The following is a 12,009-nucleotide window of genomic DNA, read 5'->3' as shown; positions in this document are numbered from 1 at the left end:
TGCCTATCTGTAAATTTGTAAGTTATTGTCTGGGGCGAAAACGCACCAGATAAATAATGATTCCTGCGATCACCATGATCGGAATAAGGATTCCAAGCAATACAAACAGGATGACCAGAACGATCGCAGCGATCAGGATCGCGAGCAACTTGCCATACCAGGTCGAAAAGTCCAGTTTGAATGACTTCTGTTTCACACGCTCACTGCCGGATTTCTGTTCATAAGCAGAACCTGCGTCCGAATACGGTGCATTCGCCCCCGTCTCTGTATCCAGAAGCGTCCTTGCGATCAGTCTGGGATCTCCCAGTTCTCTCATCACCTCAGACTCACTGTTGCCTGACTGCATCCTCTCTTCAATATAATTGCGATAATACTGGATATGTGTATTGATCTGTCCCTCCGGCATCTGTCCGGAAAGCTGACTACGTAAAATATCAAGAAATTCATTTTTGTCCATAGCATTTCTCCATATACATCGGTAGATATTGTGACCATTTTACCACACATATACTGTCAGGCAAAGATATTGAAGTATTAAATTTTCATAAAACCGCTTATTTAACGATCATACCAGTCTTTCTGTCACTGAACAGTGCAACTTCGATCAGGAAGATCACACCAAGGATCAGCTGCTGAAGCTGTGTCGGCATCATCAGCATGACCAGACCACTGGAAAGAACTTTGTAAGTCATAACACCAAGTATGATATTGTAGAATTTTACTTTTGCACCACCATTGACAGGCATTCCACCAAGTACCAGAGCGATCATGATCTGTGTCTCAAGCTGGTTTCCTGCTGTGGATGTTACAGATCCAACCTTGATCGCATTTACAAATGCTGCCAGGCCTGTGATGCATCCTGCTGCCATGAAAATAAGAATCTTGGTACGTTCTACGCGGATACCTGCATATCTCGCTGCAGTCTCTCCTGCACCGATCGCTTTGAGTCTGTATCCAAGACCTGTATATGTAAAGATAAGATATGCAGCTACAAAGATGATAACTGTGAAGGTCAGCATAAATGGCAGTGTATTGTATTTGGAAATATCACTTACTGCATAAACCGGAGAATTTGTTGTTGCATAAGCGCAGACTCCACGGAACAGATACATGGTACAGATCGTAACGATAAAACTTGTGATCTTTCTCTTTACATTAAAGTATCCATTGATCAGTCCGATCAGACCGCCGGTTACAATTCCACCAAGTGCTGCCAGGACCATGTTGTAATGAGACAGCCAGCATACTACGATGGAAGCCACACCAAGCATGGAGCCCTGTGAAAAGTCAAGACCACCCATGGTCATGACCATAAATACACCGATTGATGAGATCAGAAGCATATAAGACTGGCTGAGGAGCAGTGAAAGGTTTTTCGGCTGAAACAGTCTTCCGTCAGTCAGAACTGCAAATAATACACAGATAATAACAAATCCCGCGATAGGAAGGATCGTACGCACAATGGGACGTTCCAGAAATGGTACTTGTTCAGATGATTTTTTTGTTGTATCCATTTTTTTACCCCCTTAAATCATATTGTCAATCAGATCTGTATCTTTCAGATCCGGAGAGCGGAAAAATTCACCATTGATCTTACCGTCTTTCATGATAAGGATACGGTCAGCCATACCAAGAAGCTCCATGATCTCCTCTGAGATCATTATGATGGATTTTCCATTTTTTCTCATATCGTTCATCATGGCATAGATATCTGCTTTTACCTTGACATCAATACCACGGGTAGGGGAATCAAGGATGATCAGATCTGAATCCTTGCCGACCCAGCGTGCAAGAACAACCTTCTGTTTATTACCACCGGAAAGTGCGGAAACAAACTGGTCAACTCCCGTCATTTTGGTACTCATCTGTTTTGCATATTTATTGGCAAACTCTTTCATTGCCTTACCGCGGAGAAGCCCGTTTGTCTTGAGGTCTTCCAGGGATGGCAGACAGATATTGTTTCCGATCGTATCGTTAATGACAAGGGATTCATTATCTCTGTCCTTGGATGCATAGGCAATGCTGTGTTTGATCGCATCCGGAATAGAATTGATCGGAGTACCGTCTCCCAAAGTTACAGTTCCCTGACGGAAATAAGATGCACCAAAAAGTGCTTTTCCTACTTCGTGCATACCGCATTCAGAAAGTCCGCCGATTCCAAGGATCTCTCCCTTGTGAAGTTCCAGGTTCAGATCTTCGATCTGGCCTTTGACAGTAACATTCTTTGCGGAAAGAACAACTTCTTTTGAAATTTCTTCGCCATAATCGGTACGGTAATAGTTATCACCGATCTCACGTCCAACCATAAGGGCCTTCAGTCTGTCCGGTGTCGCTTCCTGTTTGCTGATGGAACCGATCTTTACACCGTCGCGGAGAACACTGATGTTATCAGACTGCTCGATGACTTCTTCCAGATCATGAGAAATAAAGATCACGCAGTTTCCTGTATCACGAACTCTGTGCATTACTTTGAACAGTTCCTCACGGCCTTTCTGTCCAAGTGCTGTCGTTGTCTCATCAACTACCAGAACCTTCGGATTGAAATAAGTTGCCTTTACGATCTCAACCAGCTTTCTGTCCTCGAAGTTATAATCGTCGATAACTTTGGTCGCATCAATGTAGTTGAAGCCATAGCTGTCCAGATATTCCTGTGCCTGTTTGTTCATGGCTGCTGTGTTCTTGATGCCGTGTCTTGTAAATTTATCTTCGTTTCCAAGAAAAATGTTTTCTGCTACTGTCAGACCGGAAAGTGTTCCGATCTCCTGTACGATGATCGCAACTCCCTGATGATTTGCCTCTACCTGGTTTGTAGCTGTGATCTCCTTGCCTTCCAGGATAAATTTACCGGAATCCTTCTGATAGATACCTGTCAGACAGGAAGTAAGTGTGGATTTACCGGAACCATTTTCACCGATCAGTGCATGGATCTCGCCTTTTTCGAAGGTAAAGGAAACGTTGTCCAGGGCATGTGTGATGCCAAAATGTTTATCAATATTTTCTGCTCTTAATAATATCTCACCCATAATCGTCCTCCTATTTCACTACAAGACCTTTGACCGGCTTGGTCGTCAGTGCAACGATCAGAAGCAGGGCAGCTCCGGTAACCACATTCTGGATCGTAGTCGGAGCACCAAGTGCAACAAATCCATTGAACATAAGCTGAATGATCATCTCACCAATTACAATTGCCACTACCGGGTGACCATATTTCTTAAATGCCAGTCCGAAGAAAGTTCCCATCAGAGGAGTAAAGTTACGGCTCATAGAAGAAAGGTTGGAAGCAGATGTCATGGAAGTACCAAAGCTGATCGTCAGGATTGCCTGAAGTCCGAAGAAAAATCCGGCAAGTGTAAATGCCACGATCTTATATTTGGAAACATTTACACCCATGTTCTTTGCAACAACTTCGTTGCTTCCGATCGCATAGGTATAAGTACCGATCTTGGTATATTTCAGAATAAATGCACAGAGACAATATGCGATCAGCGCAAGGATCAGGTTTACCGGATAATCACCAAAAGCTCTGTATTCTGTTGCGAGGATTACATTCTTTCCATTCGTCGCATAAACGCTCAGTGCTTCATAGATCAGTGAAAGCGCACAGGTAACGATCAGGGAAGAAATATGTAATTTGATATAGACGATTCCGTTGATCAGACCGATGATCGTACCGCAGATCAGAGGCGCGATGACAAGACCGGCATAGCCGAATTTCACGCTTGCGTTGCATGCAATAATAGAGGAAAGTACGATATTTGCACCAACACTCATATCAAAAGGTCCCATAACGCAGATAAAATAAAGACCGCAGCCGCCTACTGCATAGATCAGGGCTGATTTCATATAAGTTGCCAGTTTGTCCGGGGAACCGAAGGTAGTTGGAGCAAGTACCTTGAACACTGCCCAGAAAACTACAAGCATAAGTACCAGAATGCCAATTCCATAATACTGGCTTTGTTTGAGTTTTTTCATAACCATTCTCCTATTCATTTCTTCGCCCGCCAGAAGCAGGAGGCCAACACTCCTTACGGTTGGTCTTTTGCTTTTGGCGGGCGCATATTACTGCTTCTTTTTAAATTGCTGCCTCCTGGAAAGAAGGCAGCAGATTTTTGGAGTCGTGTCATTTAGTTGCTGTGACGGGAAATAACGTCGTCGATGGAAAGTGATGTTGCTGCTTTGTTCAGATCATCGAAGCTGTATCCAGCCATCTCAACGATTTCTTCGTCTGTGTACGGATCATCGTCAACGAAGTATTTCTGATAGTTTTCATAGTCGTCTGGAGAAGATACATACAGGTATGGGAATTCGATCTCATATCCGAAGGAACCTTCGTCTTTTGTATAGTTGCCTTTTACTGCATTGTAAGTCATAAGGAATGCAAATAACGGGTCACAGAAATGTCCGCCTGATTCTGCAAACATTCCGCCAGATTCGAGCTGTTCTTTCAGGTCATCAAGGAAGTCTGTGGAAACAACATCGATTTTGCCTGTAAGTCCTTCGTTTGCCAGAGCACCGATGGAACCAACCAGTGGGTCACCGCCGCCGCCTGCAACGATCAGGGCATCCATATCAGGATTGGAGTTGTACAGAGAAAGAGCTGCTGCAGCGCCTTCTTCAGAAGAAGTATTTGCATATACAGGCTCTGTCATAGTTGCCTGATCATCCGGGTTTGCTTCGTTCCATTCATCAACTGCTTTCTTGTATCCTGTCCATCTCTGCTGGAATGTAGCATCACCAACGGTCCATGCTTCCAGTCCGATGTTTCTGTCGCCATTTTCAAGAAGCAGATTTACAAGTGTATATCCGTTTGTAACCTCATCTTCGTGTACTGCACCAAGATAGTATGGGGAATTGCATGCTGTCTGGTATACTTCCGGGCTGTTTTCTTCGGAAATGATACGGAAGAACTGTGTCAGATAAACCTGGTTTGCTTCGCATGTCTGGATTGCAGAAGTCATTTCTGAATCAGCGGAGTTACAGATCACGATACCGTCGCATCCTGCTGCACAGAGCTGTTCAACAGAAGCTGTAACCTGCTCTGATACATGTCCCTGGTCTACATACATTACATTTACATCCAGTGCTGCAGCTGCTTTGTCGATGATCTTTTTGCACTGGCTTCCAAGTACGTCTGTGGAACTCCAGATAGAAACACCGATCGTAATGTCATCTCCTGCTGCGTAAGTTGTCACTGCACTTGCTGGTACAGAAGCGACCATTGCTGCTGTTGCTGCGATAGCAACCAACTTTTTCATTCTTTTTTTCATCTTGTAAAAACCCTCCTTAAAATTTTTGAGCCAGAGTATGTTTTTCGTTCCGTTTCCGTATCTGGCTTCGTTGTGATTTTATTAAAACATACTCTGGCTTTGTTCAGTTAGGACATATTTGGATTTTTTTGTTGCACATTTTTGACCTATTTGTACATATTATTGCGGTACTCTCTCGGACTTACTCCTACTTTTTTGCGGAAAACACGGCTGAAATAGTTGTAATCATCATAACCGACCAGGAAAGAGATCGTCTCCAGTTTCTTCTCTTCATCCTCCATGAGACGGATTGCCTGTTCCATCCGGACTCTGGTAAGACAGGCAATGATGGTCTCTCCGTAAGTCTGGCTGAACATCCTGGAAAGATAGCTCGCATCCATATGATACGCTGCGGCAAGTGCCGTCAATGTGATATTCTCATGGTAAGAAGTCAGTATATACTGACGGATCTGCTCCACCTGACTTCCCGCAGAATCCGTGCTGTTTTTGTCCGGATTGTTTTCCCACAGGCTGTCCAGCAGGATCCTGATCGATGCCATAACAGAAGGTGCATCCAGACATTTCATATAATAATCAATGTCATCCATCGCTTCTTCTGCCTGCGCGGTGAGCTCCGGATGCTGTTCCTGTACGTAACGGTAAAGAATTCCCGTGATCCTCCTTACATACTGTTTGACATCAAGGAAGGACCATTCTCCATTGTCACAGTGTTTAAAATCACAGGTTCGAAAGATCAGTTTTGCCGTATCACTCTTCTGTCCCGTATTCAAAAGATGGTACACTTCTTCTTCAATTCGATGGGACACCGTTTTTCCTACGGACTGACTGCCTTCCTCCTGCGAACATGCCAGAATACAATGACTGTGTGTAAAAGGCCGTGTCACCAGAACGGCAACCATATCTCTGTACATACTTCCAATGTCGTCCAGAGATCCTGTCTGTTCATGAAGGATCACAGAAACAGGGCCATACTCATCCAGCGGAAATTCTTCAAGGATGTTTTCTGCCAGGATCCTGAGTGAGTTGATTCTATAGGAAGTAAAGATAAGAAATTCACTCATTTTATTGCAGTTGTTAAAAATAATGGCCTCGGCATTGCAGCCGGTCAGATTTCTGAGCCTTGTCTTGATGCTTAACGACATCTGCAGATTATCGTATTCAAACTTCTCTGCGATCTCCGCAATATTATAAAATTTCACCAGCAGGGCTGCCACACCGGAAAATTCTTTTGTCGAAGAAACGTGCGGCTGTGCTGTGAACTGTCCGTACAACTTTCCTGACAGCAGTGCAGAATATTCACTGTCCTCCAGAAAAGAGGAGATTTTGTGTTCCTGGATCTGGTTTGTTTCTTTGTGTTTTCGCGCCATCTCTCTTTCTTCCAGGATTCCAAGAGCTTTGGTGAGGATCTTTACAAGTTCCTCTTTTCCTACCGGTTTGAGAATATAGTCCAGTCCCCCTGAGACAAAAACACCTTTTACTTTGTCAAAATCATCGTATCCGCTCACTGCGATCGTAATGATCTCCGGATGTTCTGTCTGAAGCTTCTGCAGAAGTTCCAGACCGCTTAAGAACGGCATATTGATGTCTGTCAGGATAATATCCGGTTTTTCTTCTTCAATACGTTCCAGTACTTCTTCGCCGTCACAGGCAGGATCCAGAAATTCAATAGAATAGTCCTCCCATGAGATCAGACTTCGGAGATTTTCCCTGCTCCAGTACTCATCATCCGCTGCCAGTACTTTATATTTCATCTTTTTCACAATGGGCACCTCCTGTTATATTTTCCCCATTCTCTTCCTCACTGGAAACGATCGGAACTGTGATCGTGACCGTTGTCCCCTCTCCGGCCTGACTTTCGATCCACAGCCCATATTCCGGTCCAAATAACTGTTTCAATCGTGCATTTACATTCAGGATTCCGATGGAAACGCCTGCCTCCACACGTTTCCGGTCATTTTTCTCAAGAAGTATATTCATGGCCTCCGCATCCATTCCTGTACCATTATCTGAGATTGTGACCACAAGATTTTCTCCGATATGCTCGGAGCGGATCAGAAGCTTCTTGTCTTTTCGCCTGGTATTTCTGAGTCCGTGTGTAAGCGCATTCTCCACCACCGGCTGAAGGCAGATCCTTGGAAGTCTGTCCTTCAGTGTTGCATTGTCGATCTGATATTCATATGCCACCGAAGATCCATTCCGCACATCCATGACATAAAGATAATTACGGACATGGTCCATCTCATTCTGAATGGTAGAAAGCTCATCCGTCATGTTCAGGCTGTAGCGGAAAATCGCCGACAGAGAATGACAGATTCCGCTTACGAGAAGACAGTTCTGTGCATTCGCAATCCCACTCATGGTATTTAATGTGTTATACAGAAAATGTGGATTGATCTGTGCCTGGAACATTTTGAACTCTGTCCTCTCCACCAGCATCTTATTCTGAAGTTCTTCTTCTGCCATCGCCTGGATACGATCCAGCATTTCGTTAAATTCTGTTCCAAGTACTGTCAGTTCTTCTGACCATCCGACCGGACTTACACGCAGAGATGACTCTCCGTTTTTGATACGGACAATGGTATTTCTCATTTCTTCTACCGGTTTGGTCATCCATCTGGACAACATAAATACAAGCAGAACGATCGCGCCGATCATGCCTGCCATAATGATCAGAAGTGTCCGTATCAGCGACTTCTGTGTTGCTGTCAAAAGAGACTGTGATACCAGGACAAATGCTTCCAGATTATAGTCTTCCTGTGAAACCTGTATCAGATAATTTCCATCATATTCCTGTTCAAGCTGATCTGAGTTGTAATAATTTTCGACCACTTTTGCAAGCTGTTTCTGGATTCTTTTCTGTGATACAGAAGCCTGTCCTGTTTTGGCTATCACCTGGTCTCCTACAGGCTGAAGCCACAGACAGACCTGTTCTACATCGACATACTTGGACATGATCGACGTAAATGCAGAACTGTTGATATCACATACCAGATATCCGATATTTTCTCTTTCCTCATCATAATTGTGAAGTTTCAGCACCAGGCGGACCACATTTCGTTTTGCAATGGGATTGTAATAGCCGGAGATCATAAAGTCTGTCCGTTTATCATGCACATAATCATAGAGCCTTTCTGTATTGGAATCATATTCCGTCTGATACAGATCTCTTGGAAAAGAAGACGCATTATATCGGTAGGCGCTGACAACTTTGTCCTGTGTATCGTACAGATACAGGGCAAGAAGCTGATCTTCTTTCGTAAAACGCTTTCTGGCAAAATACCAGCTCCTCCAGTAATAATCCTTGAGGCTGGTTCCTTCTTCTGCCGCTGACCGAAGATCACTGATCAGATCCTGCTCACTGTAGATCGTCAGCATTTCGGTACGTACATTATGAACAAAAGACGCGATGTCTGTCTGCATCTTGTTGAGCGAGATCTCATGATCCGAAATACTCTCCGCCCTGATCTGCCGCCTGAGTGTCTGATGAAACAAAAAAGTCTGCAAAAGAAGTGCAAATACCACACTCGTAATACAGAAGACAAGCAGTGCATTACGCATGGTAAATTTTTTATGATCCATATATGTTTCCTTTTCATACAAAATTAGGTGTGATTTTTCTGAAATTCTTCTATTGTTAATAATTATAAGCATGGCGTTTTTTCAGGTAAATACAGATTCTTACGAATAAAGTTGGTTTTTTTATTTCTGCCAAAAACAAAATCGGACTTCCAGTCAGTATCTTTTATCTGATACTGACTGAAAGTCCGATCCTGTGTTTTTTATTTTTCAGTGTTTATATGCGTAATTGAGAAGTATCCTGGAATCTCTCCAGCGTACATTGGAGTTCGGTCCACCCAGAACAACAGAAATATATGTATTTCCCTTCTGGGACTGGCACAGACCCACGAAACAATGTCCGGCTTTATTGGTATATCCTGTTTTCATGCCGATCACACCCGGCATATTTCCAAGGAGGGCATTTGTAGTACTTACGGTAAAACGGCGATTTGTATTAAGACTCCTGAAGGAGTAACTTTTGGTGCTGATGATTTTTCTGAATGCAGGTTTCTTAATCGCGTAACGCGCAATTTTAGCAAGGTCAGACGCGGTTGTATAATGAGTGTAACCGGCATCAAGACCATTTGGTGTTGCAAAATGCGTGTCAGTACAGCCAAGCTGCGCCGCTTTCTTATTCATAAGACTGACAAATTTACTTTGTGAACCACTGATATGCTCTGCGATTGCTGCCGCGGTATCGTTATGAGAAGGAACCATAAGAGAATAAAGAAGATCCCTCATATAAAATGTTTCGCCTGTTCTGGCGTATAATTTCGTTGGTTCCAGTGCTGTTGCTCTGGCAGAAAATTTCACAGTTTCGTTCATTTTACTGTTCTCAAGAGCAAGGATGCAGGTCATGATCTTGGTGGTACTGGCATTTGCATGCCGGAGGTTTTCGTTCTTTGCGTACAAAACTTTTCCTGTATCGGCATTGATAAGAAGTGCACAGTCCGATGCCAGATCATAATACAGACCTGAATGGTTCAGTGAACCATTGCTGTCAAAATAATAAGTAGTCTTGTTGATCGTTCTTTTTCCGGTGTATGCCCTGCCAGCAGAGTCAAAATAATATTTTTTCCCGGAAGGAAGCGTATACCAGCCACTGGTAACAAGAATTCCCTTCTGATTCGCATAATAATAATTCTTATTGTAGCGGAACAGGCGGCTTCTGTACATATATCCCTCTGAACGGGTTCCGAAATAATACTTCCTGCCGTTAATCGTATGCATTCCATACCAGGCTTTTCCTGAACTGTCAAAGTAATAGTTCTTTCCTTTGATCCTCAGATATTTGTTTCTGGCGTAATTTCTCTGGCCATAACGATAATACAGATTATTATTCTTGCTGACAATCTCTCCAGACGAGACCGCCTGCAGCCGTGGAAACGAAGATGCTGCTGATACTGCTGTACTTCCACCAAACAGAGATACAAACAAGACAGCCAGAATTAAAAGCAGTAGATTCTGTTTCTTTTTCATTTGATCCTCTCCTTATATAAATAAATCTGCCAAAATTCTAGCACGAAAATACATTTTTTTCCAGCTTGAATTTTGGCAGATGTTATTTTATCCTGAATTATTCACGGCTTTGTCGTGAAAGTGGCTGAAAGCCACATAGTTACTGTATTTTAATTGCACATTGCTTTTCACTTATTAAGTGAATGAAAAAAGAGCATCCATTTGTGGTAAAATTAAGGTGTTCAAAGTCTTAACAATCCCAAACAAAGGAGCCCTTTATGAGTATTGTAAACACCTTTTCACTTCAAAGCAATAGGCAAATTAAAATAAATTTTGATGGAGGTGATCTATCCTCCGATGCAGGTCTTCTTTTGATAAAAGAATTCGCTGCAAAGATCGGCTTTACAAAGCTGATCAAAAAGAAGTTTAAAACCAATGATAAGTCTATCCGGTTTCACAAAGACCATGAAAACTTATTACAGATGATCTATCAGATCATCTCTGCAGTAACTTATGGCGAATTTATGTATCAGGCAGGCTCATGGAAATATCCAAGACGTGTAGTTTTCAAAATTGAGAAACCGTACGGACAGCTGACACACATGTACACTTTTATTGTTACAAACATGGATATGGAACCTTATCAGATCATCCAGTTTTATTGTGGCAGGGGCAAGATGGAAAACTTCATTAAGGAAAGCAAAAGTGGATTTGACTTTGCTGCTGTCAGCAGTCATTCCAAAATAGTAAATGCAAACCGTATGAGACTTCATATGCTTGCCTACAACCTATTCAATTGGTTCAGGCGACTGGTACTGCCAGCCAGTATGCGGAAGCAACAGGTGGACACCATTCGCTTAAAGCTGATAAAGATTGCTGCAAGGGGTAGTCTGTACATTTTGGGGGATGATTCGATTGAATTCAAGGAAACTGTTTCAAGGCTTTGCAGTATTGAGCATTCTTATATGCTCATGAATAATTCAGGATAAGTATACAGAATCTGTGTTCTGGAATCCATCACATACTGCAGCTGCTCGTAATATGGGCAGTCCTCATAAGTCTCGTGCATGCATCTTCGCAGCGTTCTCTCGCTGATCTCCCAGATATCTGAGAGGCTTTCGTCAGAGGTTTTTACACTGGTACTTACTTCCAGAGGATATCCTGTTTCCTGATAATCAAAGCGCTGTAATGTAAGCGGCTCTGCTCCTGTTTTGATGTGAAGCTGTACAAAACGGAAAGTACGGAACCAGAATGGCTCGTAGATTTCCGGATCATCCTGTGTTCCCAGACCTGCTGCATGATAATTGTCCTGATAGCCTTCCAGATGTCCGTTTTTCTGATCCAGACGATCTTTTTTGAGTGCCACATGATCCTGTCCGACATGCTCTTCCTGCACATAAGCTTCTGCATAGGTCAGGGTAATATCTGCACTTTTTCCTGCGGATAAAACGAGAGAAATGTAGCCTGTCATCTCTTCACCGGCACTGATCTCTACGATTTCTTCTGTATCTGACGGGATCCAGATTCAGTTTGAATTTTCGAGAAATTTCATTTGTTTATGTTCCTTTCGTGTGATCGTTTGTATCAAAATCTTTGTTTAAGCTGCATTCATTTATTTCCTGTTTTCTGTCTGACAGGGCTTTCTTTACTTTGTTCTTTCTGCCTTAAGTGAATCAACAACTCTATCCTCACACGACTGAAGTCGCGTGCTTCCGGACGCTTTAGG

The 12,009-nt window shown here is 43.0% G+C and carries 9 protein-coding genes and 1 pseudogene; 1 reads left to right on the top strand and 9 read right to left on the bottom strand.

The window, feature by feature from the left end:
* Nucleotides 1–22: 22 nt before the first annotated feature.
* From DXC01_RS14200 to DXC01_RS14165, 8 genes are all read right to left on the bottom strand, one after another.
* On the bottom strand, nt 23–457 hold the full coding sequence (locus tag DXC01_RS14200) for a DUF1700 domain-containing protein (protein WP_118252919.1): 435 nt from the start codon (nt 455–457) through the stop codon (nt 23–25).
* A gap of 97 nt (nt 458–554) precedes the next feature.
* A complete protein-coding gene (locus tag DXC01_RS14195) occupies nt 555–1,514 on the bottom strand; it encodes an ABC transporter permease (protein ID WP_022213653.1) in 960 nt (319 codons plus the stop codon).
* Nucleotides 1,515–1,526: 12 nt separating this feature from the next.
* Complete coding sequence (locus DXC01_RS14190; RefSeq protein ID WP_118252920.1) at nt 1,527–3,023, bottom strand: sugar ABC transporter ATP-binding protein; 1,497 nt, start codon at nt 3,021–3,023, stop codon at nt 1,527–1,529.
* 10 nt (nt 3,024–3,033) lie between these two features.
* Nucleotides 3,034–3,972 (bottom strand): ABC transporter permease, encoded by a 939-nt coding sequence (locus DXC01_RS14185; protein WP_022213651.1) that lies wholly within the window; start codon nt 3,970–3,972, stop codon nt 3,034–3,036.
* 152 nt (nt 3,973–4,124) lie between these two features.
* Nucleotides 4,125–5,267, bottom strand: coding sequence for a sugar ABC transporter substrate-binding protein (locus DXC01_RS14180; RefSeq protein WP_022213650.1), 1,143 nt, complete (start codon nt 5,265–5,267; stop codon nt 4,125–4,127).
* 146 nt (nt 5,268–5,413) lie between these two features.
* Complete coding sequence (locus DXC01_RS14175; protein WP_243111628.1) at nt 5,414–7,018, bottom strand: response regulator transcription factor; 1,605 nt, start codon at nt 7,016–7,018, stop codon at nt 5,414–5,416.
* On the bottom strand, nt 7,008–8,846 hold the full coding sequence (locus DXC01_RS14170; protein WP_118699133.1) for a cache domain-containing sensor histidine kinase: 1,839 nt from the start codon (nt 8,844–8,846) through the stop codon (nt 7,008–7,010). Before DXC01_RS14170 ends, DXC01_RS14175 begins: the two co-directional genes overlap by 11 nt.
* Nucleotides 8,847–9,053: 207 nt before the next feature.
* On the bottom strand, nt 9,054–10,304 hold the full coding sequence (locus tag DXC01_RS14165) for a serine hydrolase (protein ID WP_118699132.1): 1,251 nt from the start codon (nt 10,302–10,304) through the stop codon (nt 9,054–9,056).
* 257 nt (nt 10,305–10,561) lie between these two features.
* On the opposite strand from DXC01_RS14165, the pseudogene DXC01_RS14160 reads away from it, so the two are divergent.
* Nucleotides 10,562–11,167 (top strand): annotated as a pseudogene (locus DXC01_RS14160) (transposase); the annotation flags it as partial.
* Nucleotides 11,168–11,244: 77 nt separating this feature from the next.
* On the opposite strand, the gene DXC01_RS14155 reads toward DXC01_RS14160, so the two are convergent.
* Nucleotides 11,245–11,754 carry an alpha-L-rhamnosidase-related protein gene (locus tag DXC01_RS14155; protein WP_158583637.1) on the bottom strand — a complete coding sequence of 170 codons (510 nt, stop codon included), beginning with the start codon at nt 11,752–11,754 and terminating at the stop codon, nt 11,245–11,247.
* Nucleotides 11,755–12,009 lie beyond the last annotated feature (255 nt).

It is taken from the genome of Blautia sp. OM07-19, assembly GCF_003481595.1.
Classification (GTDB): domain Bacteria; phylum Bacillota; class Clostridia; order Lachnospirales; family Lachnospiraceae; genus Blautia_A; species Blautia_A intestinihominis.
The sequence above is the reverse complement of the archived record's forward strand: the minus strand, read 5'-3'. Positions and strand labels throughout refer to the sequence as shown.

Excerpts from the sequence above, each read along its gene's own strand:
- DXC01_RS14200 (WP_118252919.1), bottom strand. The coding sequence starts at position 457 with ATGGACAAAAATGAATTTCTTGATATTTTACGTAGTCAGCTTTCCGGA.
- DXC01_RS14195 (WP_022213653.1), bottom strand. The coding sequence starts at position 1,514 with ATGGATACAACAAAAAAATCATCTGAACAAGTACCATTTCTGGAACGT.
- DXC01_RS14190 (WP_118252920.1), bottom strand. The coding sequence starts at position 3,023 with ATGGGTGAGATATTATTAAGAGCAGAAAATATTGATAAACATTTTGGC.
- DXC01_RS14185 (WP_022213651.1), bottom strand. The coding sequence starts at position 3,972 with ATGAAAAAACTCAAACAAAGCCAGTATTATGGAATTGGCATTCTGGTA.
- DXC01_RS14180 (WP_022213650.1), bottom strand. The coding sequence starts at position 5,267 with ATGAAAAAAAGAATGAAAAAGTTGGTTGCTATCGCAGCAACAGCAGCA.
- DXC01_RS14175 (WP_243111628.1), bottom strand. The coding sequence starts at position 7,018 with ATGAAATATAAAGTACTGGCAGCGGATGATGAGTACTGGAGCAGGGAA.
- DXC01_RS14170 (WP_118699133.1), bottom strand. The coding sequence starts at position 8,846 with ATGGATCATAAAAAATTTACCATGCGTAATGCACTGCTTGTCTTCTGT.
- DXC01_RS14165 (WP_118699132.1), bottom strand. The coding sequence starts at position 10,304 with ATGAAAAAGAAACAGAATCTACTGCTTTTAATTCTGGCTGTCTTGTTT.
- DXC01_RS14155 (WP_158583637.1), bottom strand. The coding sequence starts at position 11,754 with ATGACAGGCTACATTTCTCTCGTTTTATCCGCAGGAAAAAGTGCAGAT.